Below are 19,958 nucleotides of genomic sequence, written 5' to 3'. Positions count from 1 at the left end.
TCAAGAAATGATAGATTTGGAATACAGCTGTTATATTACAGAATTATTAATGGATCATACGCTGAATGAGGAACTGCGGTCCAGAAGGTTTGACGCAATAAGAAGGGTGAGGGGGCTTGTAGCCAGATATGAGGAAGACGGATTTCTGCCGGAACTGGTTGAGACAGTATTTTGCAAAAAGACAGATTTTATTATGAAAGCAAAGACAAAAGCTGAATTGGAAGAAATCGTAAAACCGAGTAGACCAAGATATTCCGGTGGGATTTTTTATCCGGGCAATCTATATCACGTAGAGGAGGAAGAACTGATCCTGTGGTCAAAAACTTCTCTGAAGGTACCGTTAATTCCACAAGGATATGTGCGATATCAGGAATTATTTGAGAAATATGTTAAGGATGAAGCAAGGAATGAAGCAGCATAAAAGCATAATTGAAACAAAAAATGAAATGTGGTAGTATAAGAGAAAGGAAATGCGGTATATGATAATGGAGAAGGAGAACCGTGAACATAAGGACAGTCTCTTCGTAGATCTGTTTTATCAGGATGAGACAGCAAAAAAGAATCTGCTGAGTTTATATAATGCATTGCATGATACAGAGTATCAGGATGAGAATGTCATTCGGAAAGTGAAGATAGAGGATGTTCTGTATAAGAATTTTAAAAATGATATTTCCTTTGAAGTAGATGGGCAGGTGCTTGTTCTGGGAGAACACCAGAGTACTGTGAACCCGAACATTCCGCTTAGATGCCTGTTATATGTGGGAAGGGCGTATGAACAGCTGATCGATAAGAAAGCCCGTTACAGGACAACGCTGGTAAAAATACCTACGCCAGAATTTTACACTTTTTACAATGGACAAAAAGATCAGCCATTAGAGCAGGAATTGAAACTGTCAGACGCATTTATAAATCCAGTAGGGAACAATTCCGCAGAATTAAAGGTGAAAGTTATCAATATTAATTCTGATAAGGCTCATGAACTCCTGAAGAAATGTGACATATTGAGGGAATACAGCCAGTTTATTGATACGGTAAGAGCGCATTCTGGTGAAGAAAGCGCAATTAAGAAGGCAATCAGGGAATGTATTGACCGTGGAATACTGTCGGAATATCTGAAGCGGAAAGGAAGCGAGGTTGAGAATATGTTGATTGCAGAGTACAGTTACGAAGAAGATATCCAGGTGAAGCAGCAGGAGGCGGAACAGCAGGGAAGAACAAAAGGAAGACAAGAGGGATTGATTCTGTCGGGAAGAATCTTTCAGACAGTGAAAAGCAATCCGAATCTTACAAATGAGCAGATCGCGGCGGATGTCGGCTGCGAGCCGGAAGAGGTAGAAAGCACAAGAAAAATGTTTGGACTATAAAGTGTGTGAAAATTAATGTGTTGCGCAAGGCAGTGAAGATTCAGGAAAACAGGGTGGGCATCGGCATTTGGCCGGTGCCTTTTTCCGTGTTATATTCAGAATAATACTAACAGGACATGATCTGAAATAAAAACTTATCTGAGAATGAATTTATAAGAATCGGTTGCGCTTTACATATCTCGCACGTACAGAGTATGTATCAATGACAAAGGAGTGGATAATATATGATTAAGAAACTAAGAGTTGCGGTAGATCATGGTAACCGGAATATGAAGACCTGTCATTTTATTTTCACAAGCGGTCTGAATGTGTTGGATAAGAAGCCTGCCAGGGGGGAGCAGTATCTTCAGTATGAAGGAAAGTATTATACTCTCCGTGAGCAGCGGATTCCTTACCAAAGAGATAAAACTTTAGACTTCCGGTTCTTTATTCTCACATTGTTTGCGATTGCAATGGAATTAGAGGGGAAAGAACAGATTCAGCCGGAGGATGTGCTGCAGATTCAGCTTCCTATCGGACTGCCACCGAAGCATTTTGCGGAACTCTATGAAAAGTATGAGCTATTTTTTAAGGCTAAAGGTAAAGTATTAGATTTGAATTTTAATGAAAGGATCTATCACATCTGCATCCAGGAGGTTCGGGCTTTTGTACAGGACTTTGCGGCCATGATGACGATAGGACAGGACATTATGCAAGTCCCGAAGGCAGTGGGCATTGATATCGGAGGCTTTACAACTGACTATCTTCTGATGAGGAATGGGCGGCCGGATATGGGATATTGCGATTCCTTGGAAAAAGGTGTGATCACTATGTATAACCAGATTATCTCCAGTGTCAATAGTGAGTATGATATGTTGTTGGAGGATGCGGACATTGACAGTATTCTTGCTGGGAATACACAGTATTATGATAACAGCGTGGTACGACTGGCAGAGAGTATAGTGCAGGATTTTGTGACAGATCTGCTGAACAGTATCCGGGAGCGAGGGGTTGATACAAAATCATCCTATACAGTATTTATCGGCGGTGGCGCAGTTCTTTTGAAGCAGTTTCTGGAAAAATCAGGCCGTTTAGGAAAATATCGGTTTATTGAGGATTTGAAGGCAAATGCTAGGGGATATGATTTATTATACCGTGCTTATGAGAATGGGAAGTGATTAACATGGTAAAGAAAAATCCGTATGTATTTACCATTGGATTTGATGAAACAAATCCAGGGCATGTTCGGGCTGTGGAGATTTTGAATGGGACTAAGAAGAAGGCGCAGTTGATTGCATCCTCTGTCTTAAGCTATGTAGATGGTGTGGATTCTAAACGTCCTGATCCGTTTCTTACGGAAACACTCCAGCCACTTTTGGAAAAGATTGTGCAAAAGGAATTAGAAAAGGTAATGAGTATTCAGCCTGTTTCTGGAAATGGAGTAGGTTTAGAGCAGAGTGAAAATCTTTCACCAGAGGAAGGAGAACTGCCGATGGATGAATACATGACGCAGAGTATCATAAACGCTATGGACGCATTTAGAAGAAATGAATAGACCTATTAGATACTGATTTTCATATGAAAGGTAAAAGCAGTCCCATCACAAACGGGGCTGCTTTTATCATACTTGAAAGTTCATATTTTTCTCACAGTTTTTTCATAAATTCTTCTTTATTATTGGTAATTAAGGTTAATCCAATAGAGATATGTAAAGAAGTTACTATTTTTCAGATGCAGCCGAGATAATACCACGCAGCGCACCAAGAGCCAAACGTTTTGTTTCTTCAGAACATTGACCAAGTTCCACAATAATTTGCTTCATAGTAGGATCTATAGGTTCTATCCTGCCAGGAATCATTGCATCTATGGACAGATTCAGAAAGGAAGCCAACAAGAGCAGATTTTCAAAGCAGGGGTTTCCATTATAATTCTCAATATCAGAAATAGTACGAAGAGAAACATGCACCAGTTCAGCCAATGTATTTTGGGACAAGTTCCGTCTTAAACGTTCTTCCTTTACCGCATCTCCTAGCAATTTTTTAGTCATCATTTGTATCACCTCACTTATTTTTTATATTTTACATGAGATATGCACTATATGAAACGCGTTAAAATGTCTGCTTATGTGTATTATATTACACTATTGATCTGTCAAAGACAGGAAAACAAGGGACTAGATTTTGTATATGGCAGAATAAGAAAGAGTATCATTAGTTTGTTAAAAAAAATTTAGCTGCATGGTGGGGGCATGGGGCTTACATACATGCAATGTATGAGTCGTTTGCACTTCATATGTTACGTATGTTTTTATATGCTGTCAGATCGGTAATATGCTGGTCTGGCAGTATTTTTTTTGTAATACAGAAACGCTATGGTAGAGTTCATTGCCGTTCTCCACCTTCAGAAACTTTGGATCGACTTAACTTTTAAAGTTTCTGGAGGCAAAATATGGATAAATATGATTATACTGGAGATAGGACAAAGAATTATTTTACTGCATATCTACAGAAGTGTATTCGGTGGAAACGACAGAATTATTTGAAGAAAAAAGAAATCATTAGTAATACAGAGATATTTTTTGATGGAAATATACCATCAGCTTGTGACACGACGAACGAACTTCTGGAGATGTATCACAGAGAAGAACTACTTATAAAAGAACGGAAAGGCACATATCCAGCGTGGGATGAATTATCGGATCAAAGGCTTATAAGCGTTCTTATGCTGCTCCGTGAAGAGGAGAGGAGAATAATTTATCAATATGTGTTTGAAGAACGGACTTTTGAAGAAATAGGGTATCTGAATAAACTTGATGTGAAGCGGGTGAAAGGAATCTACTACTATGCCATTCAGAAAATCCGTATGTGGATGCGAGGTGAAAGATAATGGATTTTGAAGAAATGATATTTAGGGCAAAAATGGATGATAAGCAGGCGAAAGAGCAAATAATAGAGATGTATCGTCCATTGCTGATTAAAAATTCACTGGTAGATGGTATTTTTGACGAGGAGCTATATCATGAACTGATCATAGAGACTCTAAAATGTATACAGTATTTTAGAAAACCAGAATAAATATGATAGTTACTATGCGGGGCGGTCAGTGTGACTGTCCCTATATTTTAATTTTCTGGTTGCGCACTCAGATGCTAAATCGTACAGAATAGATGTAGGTATTTCAAAAAGTACACTTTTTGGCATAGTCGAAAACAGGAAAAAAACCTATACCAAAATGTATGCATAACCACTTTTGGCATATGCCAGAAAAAGTGTGGACATTTTGGTACGTTTTGCAGAGGGAGGATGGCGGATATGGCTGTATATGGTTATCACAGGACGAGCACACGAGATCAGCATCTTGACAGGGGGATTCATGAGATTCAGGTGTTTTGCAAGGAGCATGATTTGGAACTGGAGAATATTTTTACAGACCAGCAGACGGGAAAGAATTTTAACAGGCCGAGGTATATGGTTCTGGTAGAAGATGTTCTTCGGGAGGGAGATGTCCTGCTTGTAACAGAGCTGGACCGGTTAGGCCGGAATAAACGGGATACGATGGAGCAGATCCGAAAACTACAGAGCAGGGATGTTAGGCTGATGGTACTGGAACTTCCCACAACACTAATGGATCTGTCAAAGATGGACAATTCCATGGCACGTCTGATGATGGAGACGATCAACAACATGATGCTGGAGCTTTACGCCTCCATCAGCGAATCTGAGATTCAGAAGAAAGAAAAACGCCAGCGTGAAGGAATTGCCATGAAGAAGCTCCGTGGAGAATGGGATGACTATGGACGGCCGCCAGCAATCAAAGAAGAGGAATTTTCTGAAGCCTACCAGAGAGTGACTGCAGGTGAGATCTCACAGGCAGAGTTGAAACGGGAGTTAGGATTATCTCACACTACTTTTTACCGCTATCGGAAAAAATATTTTGAAAAAAATGCAGAAATTTTCCAATCTCAGAAAAAATGACACTATTACTTATTATGAAAGATAAATTTTTAGAGGAGGTAATAGCGTTATGAGTGAAAAAAGAGAAGGAGCATTGTTCTATGATAAGGAAAGCGGACGGTATGATATCCGGTTCGGTCTGGATTCGTATTACGGCGGGCTGCACTGTGGGGACTGCTTTGACCTGATGGTGGACAATGCCTGGGTTCCGACCAGGATTGAGATGGGTGACGAATGGTATCTGGTTGGACTGCCTCGAATGAGCCTTGACGGGCTGATTGTACGGATGTAAAGGGGCGACCGGATATTTGCGAAATGGAGAGATCAATGGATCAGGTGCTTATGAGGTTTGAGGCAGATTATGATGTTGTGCTGGAGTGCATCCAGGAGGTATATGGTCTGGAAGGCGACAACCTGCGTCAGGGAAAAGATTTCCGTAAGACAATGGTGCTTCCCTTTATGAAAATGTTAGAGAGACATTGTTATGGAACTCGGATGGAGAATCTACATAAAGTATTGTGGGAGGTCTATCAGGAAAGCATAGGTGAAAGCGATTTTCTGGAGAAGGCGGAAATCATTCTGAAACCGTATTACAGGGAAGTACAGCAACTGGAACAAAATGTATGCATCTGACGGAACTGCTAAAGAGCGTAGAACTGTAAAAGTAAAATTCCGGCCGGGGTGAATCCTCTGCCGGAATTTTTACTTGCTATGCTCAATTCTAATCTGATATTGTTTTCCCGGTATGGCATATCAAGAGCTACGGAATCATTAAAAAGCCACCTGTTAAGATCAGATGGCTCGGAAATCCAGTCTGTTTTGGCATCCTGCTGTTTATACTGTCTGAAGATTCGCAAGCTGTTCTACCTCTGCCACACTAAGGGCAGAGTATTCCGCAATCTCTTCGACTGTCAGCTTTCCCATTTTCAGCATCCTAAGTGCCGTTTCTTTTTTTGTTTCACTAATGCCCTGGCTAATGCCCCGGTTTAAAATGGTTCTTGCTTCTGTTTGAATCAATGTTCCTCTCATCATAGCACCTTTTCTACGCTCCGCTTCGGTTCGCGCAATGCAGAGGTCCGCTGGACCTCTTGCACCCTTTCTGGTTGGTGATTTTATCATATCATTTTTTACCTTTAAATTCAAGTATAGACGCCTTTGCAGTATAGCCTGCAGCGTTCCCTATGTTGTTTTTGTGCCTGCTATCATCTGTAATCCTCGCAGCAGTTTTTCGGCATTTTCCCGGAACTGTGGCAGGAATTCCTTTTCCAAATCATAGCAGAGATAGAGGATGCCATAGATCGGGCTCCATACTTGCCGCATAGCTGCTTCGTCCAGGAATTTTTCTGCTTCTCTAATGAGGATTACAAAATTCTTCTGGAATGTCGCCCACTCAATAAAGAAGTCATCATCAAGCGGAATACCAAAAGAATCAAACCATTCACGTATAGTCTGCGTCCTGGTATTGTTCCCACATCCTGGATTCATATAAAAGTATTCAATCACTGGTGCGTTAGAAGAAGTTCCATCTTCCGGAAACGCAATGACACGTCCGATTGGAAACATGGCGCACATAGCAGGTTTTGCTTTGTGGATGGAGCATCTGCAATTTTTTAGCAGAGGGCATCGCTTGACAGAACCCCTGGGGTTCAGCCGGATGAGCGGAAAGTGCGAATCCGGTCCGATATATAATTCACAGTCTCGACCGATGAAATCTTTTAAGGACAGCTTTAGTTCGTTTGCAATCCGGAAGAGATCCAGTGGTGTCAGCAGGATATCCTCCCGGTTAATGCAGCATTTTCCGCACTGTGTACAGTGAAAACAAAACAGATCATCGGCAGACAGTTTGTTATGTTCAATAGCATTCATGATTTCTTTCATTCTTGTATTCATATGTAGTTCTCCTTGCTTATGAGAGCATTGCCTCTAAAGAAATAATTAGTCTTTTGTTATTTTGTTCATATTGTTCCTGAAATGGCTGATCTAGGTTAAAGTCTGTATACTTGCATAACAGAAAAAAATATAACGCCCTGTGCTTGTATTTCTCTGGCATCTGCTTAAGCAGCCGTGCGATCTCTAAGGTTGTTGAAATATCTTCATTGACAAAAGCCCGGTCTTCTTGGGTGAAATATTGGTTCATCCAGTCCCTTGCTTTGAATTTCCTGCCGATGAAATGGTGTTTCTTCTCCATACTGAGATAATAATGGAATGAAGAAGCACCGTCTGGTTCTGCCACCAGTGGATAGATACGGCAGGCCCTCGGCTTTGCGGTTTGGATCATACATCGGTTATCCTTTAGGAAAATGCAGGCATCGTCTGCACCAACTGTCTTTAGTGTGTAAATAAAGTAACCGCATTCATGAAGCGGGACCGGCTCTGCGTACCGGGACAGCATGTAGTCTATGGAATCAAAAGATTTATCCTGGCTCCGTAGGAACCGGGCTATCCGGTAGACATCCAGGCTCTCCAGCGGGATGCTGTCCTTTACATGGCGGCAGCATGCGCCGCAATGGTGACATTCAAAGTGTATCCGTTCATTCCACGCAATGGGAGTGACGTTTTCCATTAATGATTTTTTCATTTTGTTTTTCCTTTCGTATTTTTTGTGAAATTGTTTCTTTGCTTACATTGTTAATAACTGGCAGAAGATGGTGCAGTCCTCCATGATCTCCATGTTCATATTTCCACGGTCTGGTTCCAGCTCATCTAAAAATATCCCTTTGATGCAGCTATGCCCGATCAACCGTTCCTGTTTTGCACGCCGTTTAAAGACTTCCGGGAAATCAACGCGGATCTTATTCCAGTAGCCCATACCGCCTTTGACGCATCCGATACAGTTATTGTTCGGATAGCCCAGGTCATACATAACCGGCCGTTTTAACCCCAGCTTGTCCGCAATGCCGTGGCACTCCTCTTTCGAAAGAGAATTATCAATCAGCGGGAACTCATGGTCATAGTCTCTCATGGTCTCCGAGAGTCTTTCCGCCCTTGCCTTCTCATTTACATCAAATCCCCATACATAAGTATGATGTTCATAATGCTTCAGTTCCCAGTCCCTGCGGACCTGTTTCTTCAGCCATTTTGTACAGGGTGCGCCGTAGGCGGTATTGATGCATCTTGTCCGTTCTATGACATCATCAACGCTGTCATATTTATCCGATTGCAGAATTTGGATCTTCCGTCCGAGCAGCTTTTCACAGTCATGTAAAAAGCGCAGGCTGTCCTCGTGCTGGTTGGCAACATGTGTGTAAATGATCTCATCCACATCCTTTGCCAGATAGCACGCTACAAAGCTTGAAATTCCACAACTGAACCAACATATTTTCATACCAACCACTTACCATGCGGCAAATGGCTACCAGCCTGTCCTCCCATGCTACTTGCAGAGCTTTCACGCTGTTATGGCTGGTTTTATGTATTTCTTAGCAACCTGAATACAACCGGTTTCACCGGATAGGTATTACTCCCTTCTGTAAATTTTAAACATTATTTTTCCTTTCCTATCCGTAAAGATTAAAGCGAGCCATTCCGGATGGAATGGCCCTGGTTTTAATCTTTGATGCACATTGCTTTTTCATATTCAAGAATCTGATTCCATGTTAGCCATTCGGGTTTTTCTCCTTCTGGAAAACTAAGCCACATTCTTTTCATGGATTCTATGTGTTCCCTTTCATCTTTTGATGATAAGATGTCAGGATTCCGGTTACCGTATCCAAGGTAATAGTCGCAATCGCATCTGTATCTGTCCAGCATCTGATATTGAAATCTTTTATCCTCGTTAATCTGCTCTTTGTCTGATAAAATGATAAATGGTCTCCGAATCGGCAGATCCGGTTCGCCGTCAAATGCATTATATAGTGCAGAACATAGCTTTGGGTTGTTACGGCCTAATGTAATATCCTTCCATAAATGCCCATACTGGTCTTCATAGACGGGGCGTGACCATGAGTCTGTGCCAATCGGTTTCAGTTTTAAAGTGTCATTGTTGTTTTCAGGTTTATTCATATAGATTCTCCCTTCATTGAAAAAATGTCTTTGAAAAAGCTTAATGCATCAAAAAAACCTTGCTGGTAAGCAGCCCTTCCATATTCAGAAGCGCTTGCATTGCTATCTTCCAGCGCAGCATTAATCAGCTCCCATTGTTCTAATGTGAATGTATCTTTCGCCAACCTGTCAGCCTTTCCCTTGGCTTTTACTTTTGATTTTTGATATTTTTGGTCTTTTCGCAGGGTATCTTCCAAAGCTGTATCCAGCCTGTTTCGAATAAATTGCTGCAGGACCTTGTGCCTGCCCTCCGGCTCCGTACCTGTATCTATATCAGATCTTATATTCGTATCTTCAGTAGGTTTTGTATCCGGATTCTGTTCTTCCTGTGCCTTATACCCATTGGAAACCTTGCTGTTTATAGTCGTGTTCTTTTCCCGGCAGATATTTCGGAACAGATCAGCGGCTAACAGGAAGCCTGCCTGCAGTCCCAGTTCCATGTACACGCTGGCATTTTCATTTACCAGCTCATTTGCCGCGGATAACAGCATGGAAGCTCCGTCTTCATCATATTGTTTGGCAACCTTCTCGTAAGCCAGATCTGCTTCATCCAGGCGTGTCTCGTAGCTTCGGTTATCCTGGTCTGGAACCATGCCATACAGCAGATAATCTGCAACACCTTTTACGGTTGACCTCTCAAATATTTTCTCTGCAAATTTCATTATGTTTTCCTTTCCGAAAAGAAAGGTACGGCAATCAGCCATACCTTCCCATTCTCATTATTTTATTCTTTTCGTAATCCATACAGTAAATATGCCACGCCCTTCGGATGGTGGTTATCGAACCAGCGCCAGAGTTCTGTCCGCGTGATTCCGGCTGGAAATGAGAACCCCTGCAGCGTAAATGATTCTGCAAAGAATTCGTCTCCGGAATCCGGAACCTCCAGAGGTATATCCGAAAGCTCTTTCCACATGGCTTCTACCACCCGTCTGCATAGATCAGATTCCTGGTCATAGTCACAGCCGACACGGTTTACACATTCACTGCAGAGCAGTAAGCGCTTGCCGCAAGCGGGACATCTTGTCAGATATCCTTGTGATGCTGTATCCCATAAGACCGAGACCTCCGCATTACAGTGCGGGCATAGTTCGTAGATCTTTTCTTTCATGGCTGTTTCCCTTATTGTGTGATAAGCGGAGATTACGCAATCATCTCCAGGAACTGTTCTTCGGTCAGAACCGGGATGTTCAGCTCCTGAGCCTTTTTCAGCTTGCTTCCTGCCTTCTCCCCGCAGATCAGGTAATCGGTCTTTTTCGTTACGGAGCTTCCGGGTTTTCCTCCAAGCTCCAGGATCTTTGTGTTGATACCGTCACGGGTGAAATGCGTAAGCTTTCCTGTCGCAACAACTGTTCGTCCCATAAATGGATTCTCTTTTACTTCTCTCATGATGTGTTCCTCCTTTGATTTGAATGTAAGTTCTTTCTGTAATTCTTTCCATAAACACAAGTTTTCTTCGTTGGAAAACCATGTGTGAATGTTGTGGTTCAGTGTCTCTCCGAAGTCCTCCAGTGCCGTGAAGTCATAACTGCCGACAGCAGCGGCTTCAAAGTCATGAAGGTTTCCGGAAAATACGGTATTTAAAATACGGCTTTTGGTACGCCCCACCATGGGGATGTCCATTGCTACCAGGAAATGCACGAAGTCTGTCTCCCGGCTTCTGGTAATGGCGCTCCAGAGGCGTTCATAGGATTTCTCGCCAAATCCGTCCAGTGCAAGGATATCCTCGCGGTACAGATCCAGATGATACAGATCCTGAAAGGAATCCAGATAGCCTAGCTCTAAGAACCTCTCCAACGTAGCTGAAGAGAGACCTTCGATATCCATAGCCTTCTTACCCACGAAATGCTCAAACTTCCGCAGGATCTGGCTGTCACATGCCGAATTGTTGCAGTGGACAGTCTCCACGATTCTGCCATCGCCGGTTTTCCTGCGTTTAATCCAGGTAGCCGACTGGCAGCATGGACAAAGCGGCGGGACAATATCCCGGTATCTTCCACGATCCAGATTTTCCTCAATGTGGGGAATAATCATGTTCCGTTTGGAGATCAGTATCCTGCATTCCGGAACCAGCTCCAGGTTTTTAATGAAGCTTAAATTATGCAGAGATGCTCTTGACACTTCACAGCCGTCAATTTCAACCGTATCGAAAATGCCGACGGGAGCAATCTCTCCGAAGCGGGTAGGCGTCCATTCTATCTTCCGTAAAATGGTCTCATACTGCTCATCTTCAAACTTATAAGCAAGCCCATCCTTGTAATGGTGTCCCGTTTTTCCACAGCTTTTGGAGTAACTGAGGCTGTCGAAGATTGCAACGATGCCATCAATCGGGATGTGACGTCTTGAAGCTTCTGTTACCAGCATGTCAATACTAGAGGCAACCAGTTCTTCGGATGGTGCCGTACCCTCTATGGAAATATAGGGGCAGGTGTCAAAGCCGAGTTCTTTCAAAAGAGAAAGCCGTATCTGCCTGCTGTCGCTGTAGGGACTCTCATCCAGTCCTTCTAATACATTGAATGGAGAAAAATAAACGCAGCGTTTTGCGCAGGTTTCCGGATTCAGGCTCCGTACTGTGCCTGAGACGAGGTTGCGCGCATTGCGGAATTTCTTCCCATCGCTGTCTACGAGTGTTTCTTTGAGACGTTCAAAGTCATTGATGTGGATGTAGGATTCCCCGGTGATAACCAGACGTTTCTCATAGGGGATTGATAAGGGGACATTCTGATAGGCAGGGAGATTATGGGTGATTTCTTCTCCGATTTCTCCATTTCCACGGGTGGAAGCCTGCATCAGATGCCCGTCCTCATACACCAGCTTGGTAGTAAGCCCGTCCAGCTTCAACATCAGTAAGGCCGGGTTCCTGGCAAGAAGCGCTGTGATCTCCGTTACCTGCTTAGTCTTATCTAAGGAAAGCAAAGGGAGGGGATGCTGCACTTTTGAAAGGCGGCTGACCGGGTAATAGCCGACTGTCTGTGTCGGGGAATTGGAGAGGATGAATCCAGTCTCCGTTTCCAGCTGTTGAAGCTCATCGAATAGCTGGTCATATTCTTTGTCTGTGATCGTCGGTGCGTTTAAGTTATAATAAGCATGTCTGTGCTCATTTAATTCCTGCACCAGAGAAGTGATTTTCTGAATCTGGTTCATAGTATTCGTCCTTTCTTTTGTTGATTTTGGATAATTCTAAGATATGCTTTTAGGTGAATGTTGGAACAGGCTTTGAATATAGTAAGCATTTGAATCCTGTCCGGATCTGCTGTAATAATAAGCATGGTCGGAAAGATAATCCTTCGGTTCCAGGTAGTCCCGATTGATTTCCTGTATCATCTTGTCCAGCTTCTCTTTGGGAGGTGCTTTGGATTCTGGAAACAGGAGTAATTCATTGACGCTGCTTGGGAGAATATAGAAATCCTCTTTAAAAAAATCTGCAATCTCGTCCATCAGATTTTTACAGGTCATTAAGACAGCGCCGCCTGTTAAAAATTCATTTGATAAAAAATACAGTTCTTCACTTCCGTTATTGTCAGATATCGCAGCGTAATATTCCTTTTCTGGAGAACCGTTCTCCAGAAGGAACTGATTTAGATTACCGAATTTTACCGGCAGCAAACGGTTATAATTTACCACCGCCTGCTGATGCAGTGTCAGGGTATCAACGCCCCATTTCTTTAACAGCCTGTCATCAACCGGCATATCCAGGATTATGCCGTCTGAATTACTGATGAGATAGTAATAAACAATAGACAGATCCTGAAATGGGATATGTGGAGCTGTTTCTAATAATATGCGGTTTTTGTCTGTGTTGACCAGTTTCATGATGATCCTGCTTTTGGCTGTAGAGAAATCAAAAAATTTCTTTTTATCCAATTGTATTACAGGCAAAGTACGATACAAGTCTGCGAGCATGTCAATGACTGTATCAAGATCCCGCGTTATTTGATAAAATTCATAGTATTCTTCCAGATAGACCGCGGGAGATGTATTCGTAGTTGGATTGTTGAAAACTACTCCGTACTTCATCTGTCCATTGGATTTCAGTCTTTTTGTAAGGCTGAGACTGACATTACCGATTTCTCTGCACTGTAAACCCTGTAAAACTTCATTCCTAAAAGTTTCGTATGTCATTTGAGACCTCCTTTTCTTATGGTGTCATCCGGAAGGATCGTTGTTCTTCCGCCTCCTTCCATCTGCGTTCAGGCAAAAAAAGAGAACGTACACTATAAGCGTCCATTCTCCTATTACTGCAGAAAAACTGCAAAATGCAGAAGCGGCATCTGCCCTTCTACAAACAAAAAAGCCAGAAGTTCCTATGCCGGGCATAGTAATTCTTCTGACTTGATATACAAACCTAAACTGCGTGTGAAATCCTTTCCGGACTGACACAAAAATAATTACAATAATATATTACCACTATATACTGGGTGTGTCAAATGATAATATACTAAATACAGTGATTTTCATGAATATAAAACTAGATGTAGGGAATACTATATACAAATCCTTCCAAAATATGGAAAAAATAAATGGAAATATCTGCTTGATAAAGGAACGTAAGTTCTATATAATGAAATATAGTGTCAGAAACGAATTGACAAAATACGAGAAGATAAGAAGAATTGAGGGGAAGAGCATGGATGTATTTACCGTATGCCCGGAATATGAAACTGAGCATTTTAAAATAAGGAAACTGAAGGCAGAGGATACAGAGAGGCTGTTCCCCTGTTACTCAGATCCGGAAGCAGCACGCTTTTTCAATGGGGACTGCTGTGGGGATGATTTCTATTATACGGATAAAGATAAGTTCCGGGAATGTGTGGAATACTGGCTGAGCCGGTATAATGCACGGGATTTTGTCAGGTGGAGTATTTTGGATAAAAGGACGGGGTTACTGATTGGAACGATTGAAGTATGTCCGTCTCTGAAGTATACAGTTGATGGAAAGCAGATGGGGATTCTCAGAGTAGATTTAAAATCAGAGCATGAACGATGGGGGGTATTAAAAGAACTGATGGATGTATTAGTCTGCCACATTTATGAGGACTTTGAGATTACCTCTATTATCATGAAAATTCAGAAGGATGCCTCAGAGAGGCAGAGACTGATAACGGAATACCAGTTTGTAACCGCTAAAGAAGAATGCAACATCTCTTTGGAGGACTATTATATTAGATATTGTTAGTAAAAAATTTTTTTGCCGATGTATTTAATATAGCAACCAGAAGTTATAGGAGATATGTTTTGAAGATAGAGATAAAGGATATTGAAAAAAAGGATCATAAAAAAGCAATTCAATTTGCAATTAAAGGCATGCATTTTGACTGGTATCTGGATAATAAGTTTTTGCTCAATGCGTATGGCAGATACTTTTGGTATCTTGAACTCAATCGTGCCACACAGGTTCTTGCAGCATATGCAGATAATAAATTTGTAGGCATTTTACTGGCCGAGATTAAGGGAGAGAGAAAGAAATATCAGTGTTTTTTACAGCAAATTTACGTTAAGTCTGTTGATATGATACAGAAATATTTTTTTAAGAATGGTGCAGGACTTTATGAAAATACCACAAAAGAACAATTAAAACACTATTTAAAATCTGAAGCTCCTGATGGGGAAATAATATTTCTTGCGGCTGATCCAGATTGTAAGATCAGGGGAATTGGAACTGCTTTATTAAATGCCTTTGAAGAAAAGGAAAAAGGGAAGACGGTTTACCTGCATACGGATGATGCCTGCACATATCAGTTTTATGAGCACAGAGGGTTTCAAAAGGCAGAGGAAACCGATGTTGTTTTAGAAATGCCCAAAGGCAGAGTTCCGTTAAAATGTTTACTATATCGTAAAAGAATTGGATAAACAAGAGGAATAAGAGCATTGGAGGGAAACTATGCGGCAACCTCCCGTTCGGTGGCTCCATCCATGAGAAGCAATGAAGCGGGAATAGAATCTGATAATATGATAGCTTCACTTTCTTCAGCATCTAATCGCGTAGAACGTCGGAGTAAAATTACGATGTTTGTGTCAGTGACATTTATTTTTTTGATAAAAGGACATTCTTTGATAATGTCTGCTTTCATCCGGGAATCTCGGATTTGATATGACTGGATTTTTAAAAAGAGCCACCCATAAAAAGTGGCTCAGATAATGGTAATGTTACGCAATCATTTCGTTTTAGTGTTCGGATTTGGAAGTTCCAGTTCTGTAATGGACCATTCAATCCAGTCTCCATGTATGACAGCTCTGGCGCTGTATTCGCTCAGATAGGTGTTTTCCTGTTCTTCTTCTGTCTCGGAAAAGTGATCCAGCGTCATTCGGTAGCTTTTCTCCATCTTTTCATAGAGTTCCTGATAATCTGTGGAGACATCGGGATCGTTCAACCCGTCTCCATAACTGCATAATACGTATATTTTCATACATCATGCTCCTCGTCTGTCAGTCATTCAGGGAATAAGGATTTTCAAAGCTGTGAACCTCAATTCCTGTATCTTCTAAAAGCGTATCCAGCATTTCCAGTGTATTCGCAGGATATCCCAGTTCGGCAAAGCGTTCCAGCAAAGCAGCCTCCGTAGTAAACAGTTCTCCATATTCCAGTTTTTCACCCACTGGAATACCTGCCGGCGTCAGGAAAGCTTCGTCTTCCATAGATACAGCATAGAGGTCTGTGAAATACTGGCTGGAATGATCGGTATTGATATAAATATTACATCCCGGCTCGATGCTCTGCATGACAAAATCTACCTGATAAGCTTCGGCAATCGCATGGTATGCTTCGTAAAGCGGAGACCATGCTGCAGAGGTGCTGAGAAGGATGTTGTCCGGATTCCGTTCTATATAGATGACCGTTCCCCGGAGGGAGATGCCTTCTGTGGGGATATCCTTTAATTCAAACAGGTTTCCAATCCACGCAAGGTCTTCATTGCGGCAGAAGACAATGGATGTCTCCAGGTCTTCCCATAGTGCATCCAGATGTTCCGGATTGGATTGTGAATAGAAATAGACGTCATCACAGCAGATATTTGCCATTACTCATCCACCTCCGTTTCTATTTCCAACTCATAACCAGGTATATAGGTTGAATAATCGCAGATTTGTAAGTCAGGATTATATATTAAAGCATCGAAAGCGGCGGAGCGCAGATCAGTATTCGCATAGTTGCGATCTAAGTCTGTAATATTTACCCGGATATCCGGATCTGTTGCAAAAACAGTAGTGATAATGCCGTCTTCCATTACAACGACCACTCTTGGATTTCCGTCAGATTCCGCAGTAGCGTCAATCTGGTTATCCCTAATCCAGCGCTCAATCTCATCAATGACAAGATCAAGGGTTATATTATAGGCTGTGTTGGAATCTTCCTTATTGTTATATAGTTTATAGGCCAGATTAAGGAGCTTTTTCTCATCCGGAAGCGTTTTGTAAGGAAGATTGCATAAGCCGGTTTCCTCCTGTTTACGCTCTTCGCAGCGGCTGATAAAATCAGTTTCCCAGTAAAGGCGCTGCTGTATGCGGTAGATATCTTCCATTTCCTGACCTGACAGGTGTATCGTTGTTTTTGGTGCTATATGAGTTTTCATAGCCATTCTTCTCCTTTTCTTCTTTGTCCGGTTCATTGCCTGAATAAGCCCTTGCATTTGGATAAAATAAAAATTTCCACTGAAGATCTAACTCCTGATTCTCCCAGATTCCATCTCTGCAGATTTGTCTCGTCAAGGTATTATAGGTGACAGGTTCCACATCCGGATTGTCCAGATCAAACACAAGACAGGTTTTCAGGTCGATGTATGGCCATAAGGCACATTCAATCTTCCGCCGAAGCCCCAATGCCATCTGATAAAGCTGCTCAACATTATAGGTTCTGGAAATACAGGAACTCATTTGCCGATCCATGCCGGAATCTGCAATCACTTGGTTGATGACAGCCGCCTGCTCATCTAAAGAGATATCTGGGTTTAGGATAAGGTGATTGATAAGGACCGCTTTTACAAATGCAGATGCAGTTTTGTTAATCTCCCGGATCAGAGCGTAATAAGGCTGTTGGTAATGGGATTTCAGGACTTCAAGAGGGATCATTTCACGGTTTTTCTTTAGGGTGGAAAGCAGCTTTTGGAGGCTGCTTCCCAGTTCTTGGATCTTTGTCAAGCGCACATCACCCCGCTCTCGGCAGAAACGGTTTCATATCTGAGGTGGTAGATTGTGTTACAGGTCTCAAACTTTATACCGTCTTCTGCCACTTCCATAATCTTTAGGATCATAGAAGTTGTAAAGAGCTGATGACGGGTACGGATCCATGCGTTTTCTCCGATACGGAGAGGCAGAGACAGAGTGCCGGTCATGGTGACGGTTGCTTTCTTAACATTCTGCAGTTCTTGTTTTCGGTGTCTTTTCATAGTAGTTGTCTTCCTTTCTTAAAATTGTGGATTTGTTGTCAGTTCTGTGTTGGGTTTGTTTTTTTATGCCACGGCATAATTTAAGCGGTAGCACCCCTGGGCTGTCCGAAGATACTGATCCGGGTGCTCGTAGATGGTTGCCCGGATCCGATCCTCATAGTGCGGATTCTTCCGTGCTTTGGGATGGCCCCGCAGCAGATCGTATAAATCTGATAATGCCGCCGTCCCTCCAATGCTTTCCATGGTCATCCGGATCAGATGGTGCCAGGTAATAGTCTGGAGGTCTGTCCGGCTTACCGACAGGCAGCCTTCCTTCCTGCAGGAAAAGGGGAATGTCAGGGAATCGGCTTTCTTTAATATCAGCACATATTCCGTGACGACGGGGATAAACGGCTTCTTATATCTGCGGTTATCTGACACGCAGTTGAACTGCCCCTTTACAAGAAAAGATTCAAATTCACCCATGCGCATTATGTCGTTCTGCATGCTGTAAAAATGGCCGTCTTTCCGGATATCCCCCACCAGTACCGCGAGTCTGCCGTCCTTGCGTAACGCAAAGAAAAACTTCCGGATACAGTAATTCAATTTCTCCAGAAAGTCCTGATAGTTCTCACATCTCGACAGGTCATCTGGGTGAGGCTGTCCCCACATATTTCCACTGTATTTGATGATGTCGTGATACGGCGGATGAAAGAAGATCAGGTCTGCTGAGTCCTCCACATCATTTCTTAATGCATTCCAGTTGCCGTATCCGTAAGCCGGAGACGGGTTTAGGTCATAAAGTAATGACCGTACCTGAAACTGGTCTGCCACGGCCTGGGAAGTTCCGGAACCGCTCATGGGATCCATCAGGGTAAATTGGCTTACATCTTTGCCGTAGTAACGCTTGCAGTCCAGAACATAGCGCAGGATGGAAGCAACCACTTCCGGAGAGCAGTTCCCTCTCCAGTGGTTATCTCCGCCATTTCCGCGCTCTGGAAACGCCATAAAGGATGTGAGTTCTTTGCCTACCCGTTTCCGTAGTCCTTCTGTGCCGAGCATTCCGGCAATGGTCTGCCATTCCGGGCCAAATTCATTCTGAAGAAGCTCTGCCGCCCGTTGTATTTGCAAATCGTTCATAGGAATCCTCCTCTACATCAGGGCAAGACTTCGCAACCGCCGACGCATCCGGCTGAAACGGCTTTCCACGCCATATACGGTGAGGCTGCATTTCTCTGCAATCTCCTGATAGGTGTAGCCGTCCGCTTTCAGGCGGACCACCTCCTGTTCTTTCGGGGTGATATAGGCAAGCAGCTTGACCAGCAGTTTCTGGTTATCCAGAGTTTCTGCCGCCCTCTGCATCCGGTTGGGGAGAAGCGTGTCAATGGACAGATATTCCTCCTCTAAGGGACCCGTATCAGCCGCCCGCTTCCCGCGGTTCCAGTAGATATATTCATTGATGAGGCAGTCATTCATATTCCGCCATGCAATGGTACTGAAGGCGTAATCGGCTAATCTGGGTTTCTCCAGATATTCCTGTACGGCTAATAGATAGCCGAAGATGACGACATCATAAAATTCTTCCGCAACCAACCTCTTTCTGGAGAGAAAGCAGTCTACGATCTGATGGTTCTGTTCTGCAAACTTTTGCTGCTCTGGAGTTAATAAATGTATTTTTTTCATAGTATTTTTATCCTTTCTTTTTATAAATGAGATTTTTTGTAATCAAATTCATGTGCGATTGTGGCTGCAACTAATCTTGCACATCCAATTTCCACCTCAGTAAGCGGCTTTGCAGAAAGCACTGCTAATGCCAGAGGCTTTTCGGCGTGGACAGGGAAAAGTGCAGCGACTGGTGTTCCTGGACAGGAGGTAAGATAGATTGGTCTGCTCATGTCCGGGAGATATTCTTTTTCAGCCTGGATGCAGGCAGAGAGTTCCTTGGAGACAGGGGTTCTGTCCGGAAGAAAACTTCCTACCGCGCTAACGACCTGCGTATCGGAGCAGAGGGCAACGGTGTGCCGGCTGCTGTTGTACAGGATGGTAAGGAAGGATGCGAGCATGTGTGTATCTATTGGCAGCTGCCCGCATTTCCTAAGATGGATCTCCTGGCCGGAAAGCTCCGCTTCCAGAGAATCCTGATTCACAAGGTTTAAAATCTTACGCATCTTGGTTGGGATCACGATCCGCCCCTGTGCATCCAATGTGCAGATATCGGTATATTTCATAGATTCACCTTCTTTCTAACGGAAAAGAAGCCGCCA

The 19,958-nt window shown here is 42.9% G+C and carries 30 protein-coding genes; 11 read left to right on the top strand and 19 right to left on the bottom strand.

Annotation, left to right across the window (positions count from 1 at the left end; translation table 11 throughout):
• Positions 1-7: 7 nt before the first annotated feature.
• From AC6I3O_RS21085 to AC6I3O_RS21070, 4 genes are all read left to right on the top strand, one after another.
• On the top strand, positions 8-421 hold the full coding sequence (locus tag AC6I3O_RS21085) for a hypothetical protein (protein WP_497852557.1): 414 nt from the start codon (positions 8-10) through the stop codon (positions 419-421).
• 58 nt (positions 422-479) lie between these two features.
• Positions 480-1,364, top strand: a complete 885-nt coding sequence (locus AC6I3O_RS21080; protein ID WP_497852556.1) for an RpnC/YadD family protein — start codon at positions 480-482, stop codon at positions 1,362-1,364.
• Positions 1,365-1,588: 224 nt separating this feature from the next.
• On the top strand, positions 1,589-2,521 hold the full coding sequence (locus AC6I3O_RS21075; RefSeq protein ID WP_289302200.1) for a ParM/StbA family protein: 933 nt from the start codon (positions 1,589-1,591) through the stop codon (positions 2,519-2,521).
• Positions 2,522-2,526: 5 nt separating this feature from the next.
• Positions 2,527-2,898 carry a hypothetical protein gene (locus AC6I3O_RS21070; RefSeq protein ID WP_289302201.1) on the top strand — a complete coding sequence of 124 codons (372 nt, stop codon included), beginning with the start codon at positions 2,527-2,529 and terminating at the stop codon, positions 2,896-2,898.
• 165 nt (positions 2,899-3,063) lie between these two features.
• Here the strand turns inward: AC6I3O_RS21070 and AC6I3O_RS21065 are convergent, their stop codons facing one another.
• Entirely contained in the window at positions 3,064-3,393 is a 330-nt protein-coding gene (locus tag AC6I3O_RS21065) for a helix-turn-helix transcriptional regulator (RefSeq protein ID WP_289302203.1), read from the bottom strand.
• Between the two features lie 398 nt (positions 3,394-3,791).
• Here AC6I3O_RS21065 and AC6I3O_RS21060 point away from each other — a divergent pair, with 398 nt between their 5' ends.
• The 5 genes from AC6I3O_RS21060 to AC6I3O_RS21040 all read left to right on the top strand — a co-directional run bounded on the left by AC6I3O_RS21060 (position 3,792) and on the right by AC6I3O_RS21040 (position 5,929).
• The gene (locus AC6I3O_RS21060; RefSeq protein WP_289302204.1) at positions 3,792-4,229 is read left to right on the top strand and encodes a sigma factor-like helix-turn-helix DNA-binding protein; all 438 of its coding nucleotides are present in this window, start codon (positions 3,792-3,794) and stop codon (positions 4,227-4,229) included.
• Entirely contained in the window at positions 4,229-4,417 is a 189-nt protein-coding gene (locus AC6I3O_RS21055) for a helix-turn-helix domain-containing protein (RefSeq protein WP_497852555.1), read from the top strand. The genes AC6I3O_RS21060 and AC6I3O_RS21055 overlap by 1 nt, the downstream gene beginning before the upstream one ends.
• A gap of 237 nt (positions 4,418-4,654) precedes the next feature.
• Positions 4,655-5,317, top strand: coding sequence for a recombinase family protein (locus AC6I3O_RS21050; RefSeq protein ID WP_497852554.1), 663 nt, complete (start codon positions 4,655-4,657; stop codon positions 5,315-5,317).
• A 49-nt stretch (positions 5,318-5,366) separates the two neighbouring features.
• Complete coding sequence (locus AC6I3O_RS21045; RefSeq protein WP_497852553.1) at positions 5,367-5,588, top strand: DUF5348 domain-containing protein; 222 nt, start codon at positions 5,367-5,369, stop codon at positions 5,586-5,588.
• Between the two features lie 35 nt (positions 5,589-5,623).
• Positions 5,624-5,929 (top strand): hypothetical protein, encoded by a 306-nt coding sequence (locus AC6I3O_RS21040; RefSeq protein WP_160278525.1) that lies wholly within the window; start codon positions 5,624-5,626, stop codon positions 5,927-5,929.
• A gap of 201 nt (positions 5,930-6,130) precedes the next feature.
• On the opposite strand, the gene AC6I3O_RS21035 is transcribed toward AC6I3O_RS21040, so the two are convergent.
• The 9 genes from AC6I3O_RS21035 to AC6I3O_RS20995 all read right to left on the bottom strand — a co-directional run bounded on the left by AC6I3O_RS21035 (position 6,131) and on the right by AC6I3O_RS20995 (position 13,456).
• Positions 6,131-6,328: a hypothetical protein gene (locus AC6I3O_RS21035; protein WP_497852552.1), complete on the bottom strand. Its 198-nt coding sequence runs from the start codon at positions 6,326-6,328 to the stop codon at positions 6,131-6,133.
• A 147-nt stretch (positions 6,329-6,475) separates the two neighbouring features.
• Positions 6,476-7,186: a YkgJ family cysteine cluster protein gene (locus AC6I3O_RS21030; RefSeq protein ID WP_497852551.1), complete on the bottom strand. Its 711-nt coding sequence runs from the start codon at positions 7,184-7,186 to the stop codon at positions 6,476-6,478.
• Positions 7,187-7,202: 16 nt separating this feature from the next.
• On the bottom strand, positions 7,203-7,874 hold the full coding sequence (locus tag AC6I3O_RS21025) for a YkgJ family cysteine cluster protein (RefSeq protein WP_497852550.1): 672 nt from the start codon (positions 7,872-7,874) through the stop codon (positions 7,203-7,205).
• A 42-nt stretch (positions 7,875-7,916) separates the two neighbouring features.
• A complete protein-coding gene (locus AC6I3O_RS21020; RefSeq protein ID WP_497852549.1) occupies positions 7,917-8,621 on the bottom strand; it encodes a phosphoadenosine phosphosulfate reductase in 705 nt (234 codons plus the stop codon).
• A 221-nt stretch (positions 8,622-8,842) separates the two neighbouring features.
• Positions 8,843-9,298 carry an LPD11 domain-containing protein gene (locus tag AC6I3O_RS21015; RefSeq protein ID WP_497852548.1) on the bottom strand — a complete coding sequence of 152 codons (456 nt, stop codon included), beginning with the start codon at positions 9,296-9,298 and terminating at the stop codon, positions 8,843-8,845.
• Positions 9,295-9,999 carry a hypothetical protein gene (locus AC6I3O_RS21010; RefSeq protein ID WP_497852547.1) on the bottom strand — a complete coding sequence of 235 codons (705 nt, stop codon included), beginning with the start codon at positions 9,997-9,999 and terminating at the stop codon, positions 9,295-9,297. Before AC6I3O_RS21010 ends, AC6I3O_RS21015 begins: the two co-directional genes overlap by 4 nt.
• Positions 10,000-10,061: 62 nt before the next feature.
• Positions 10,062-10,445: a hypothetical protein gene (locus AC6I3O_RS21005; protein WP_497852546.1), complete on the bottom strand. Its 384-nt coding sequence runs from the start codon at positions 10,443-10,445 to the stop codon at positions 10,062-10,064.
• A gap of 32 nt (positions 10,446-10,477) precedes the next feature.
• Positions 10,478-12,478 carry an NAD-dependent DNA ligase LigA gene (gene ligA, locus AC6I3O_RS21000; protein WP_497852545.1) on the bottom strand — a complete coding sequence of 667 codons (2,001 nt, stop codon included), beginning with the start codon at positions 12,476-12,478 and terminating at the stop codon, positions 10,478-10,480.
• A 36-nt stretch (positions 12,479-12,514) separates the two neighbouring features.
• Complete coding sequence (locus AC6I3O_RS20995) at positions 12,515-13,456, bottom strand: DUF5688 family protein (protein WP_497852544.1); 942 nt, start codon at positions 13,454-13,456, stop codon at positions 12,515-12,517.
• A gap of 412 nt (positions 13,457-13,868) precedes the next feature.
• Here AC6I3O_RS20995 and AC6I3O_RS20990 point away from each other — a divergent pair, with 412 nt between their 5' ends.
• The gene (locus AC6I3O_RS20990) at positions 13,869-14,510 is read left to right on the top strand and encodes a GNAT family N-acetyltransferase (RefSeq protein WP_497852543.1); all 642 of its coding nucleotides are present in this window, start codon (positions 13,869-13,871) and stop codon (positions 14,508-14,510) included.
• Between the two features lie 59 nt (positions 14,511-14,569).
• Entirely contained in the window at positions 14,570-15,184 is a 615-nt protein-coding gene (locus AC6I3O_RS20985) for a GNAT family N-acetyltransferase (protein ID WP_497852542.1), read from the top strand.
• A 29-nt stretch (positions 15,185-15,213) separates the two neighbouring features.
• Here AC6I3O_RS20985 and AC6I3O_RS20980 read toward each other — a convergent pair whose 3' ends face one another.
• The 9 genes from AC6I3O_RS20980 to AC6I3O_RS20940 all read right to left on the bottom strand — a co-directional run bounded on the left by AC6I3O_RS20980 (position 15,214) and on the right by AC6I3O_RS20940 (position 19,922).
• Complete coding sequence (locus tag AC6I3O_RS20980) at positions 15,214-15,405, bottom strand: PIN domain-containing protein (protein ID WP_497852541.1); 192 nt, start codon at positions 15,403-15,405, stop codon at positions 15,214-15,216.
• Positions 15,406-15,489: 84 nt separating this feature from the next.
• Positions 15,490-15,741 (bottom strand): hypothetical protein, encoded by a 252-nt coding sequence (locus AC6I3O_RS20975; RefSeq protein ID WP_497852540.1) that lies wholly within the window; start codon positions 15,739-15,741, stop codon positions 15,490-15,492.
• Positions 15,742-15,760: 19 nt separating this feature from the next.
• The gene (locus AC6I3O_RS20970; protein ID WP_497852539.1) at positions 15,761-16,351 is read right to left on the bottom strand and encodes a hypothetical protein; all 591 of its coding nucleotides are present in this window, start codon (positions 16,349-16,351) and stop codon (positions 15,761-15,763) included.
• Positions 16,351-16,851, bottom strand: coding sequence for a hypothetical protein (locus AC6I3O_RS20965; protein ID WP_497852538.1), 501 nt, complete (start codon positions 16,849-16,851; stop codon positions 16,351-16,353). Before AC6I3O_RS20965 ends, AC6I3O_RS20970 begins: the two co-directional genes overlap by 1 nt.
• Positions 16,805-17,467: a hypothetical protein gene (locus AC6I3O_RS20960; protein WP_497852537.1), complete on the bottom strand. Its 663-nt coding sequence runs from the start codon at positions 17,465-17,467 to the stop codon at positions 16,805-16,807. Before AC6I3O_RS20960 ends, AC6I3O_RS20965 begins: the two co-directional genes overlap by 47 nt.
• Positions 17,464-17,715 carry a hypothetical protein gene (locus tag AC6I3O_RS20955; protein WP_497852536.1) on the bottom strand — a complete coding sequence of 84 codons (252 nt, stop codon included), beginning with the start codon at positions 17,713-17,715 and terminating at the stop codon, positions 17,464-17,466. Before AC6I3O_RS20955 ends, AC6I3O_RS20960 begins: the two co-directional genes overlap by 4 nt.
• A 63-nt stretch (positions 17,716-17,778) precedes the next feature.
• Positions 17,779-18,834 (bottom strand): SAM-dependent methyltransferase, encoded by a 1,056-nt coding sequence (locus AC6I3O_RS20950; protein WP_497852535.1) that lies wholly within the window; start codon positions 18,832-18,834, stop codon positions 17,779-17,781.
• Positions 18,835-18,846: 12 nt separating this feature from the next.
• A complete protein-coding gene (locus AC6I3O_RS20945) occupies positions 18,847-19,377 on the bottom strand; it encodes a sigma-70 family RNA polymerase sigma factor (protein WP_497852534.1) in 531 nt (176 codons plus the stop codon).
• Positions 19,378-19,397: 20 nt separating this feature from the next.
• Complete coding sequence (locus AC6I3O_RS20940) at positions 19,398-19,922, bottom strand: AbrB/MazE/SpoVT family DNA-binding domain-containing protein (RefSeq protein ID WP_497852533.1); 525 nt, start codon at positions 19,920-19,922, stop codon at positions 19,398-19,400.
• Between the last annotated feature and the right edge of the window lie 36 nt (positions 19,923-19,958).

The organism is Sporofaciens sp. St.21A7 (assembly GCF_059728535.1).
Note: the sequence above shows the minus strand (reverse complement) of the source record. Positions and strands in the feature narration are given on the sequence as shown.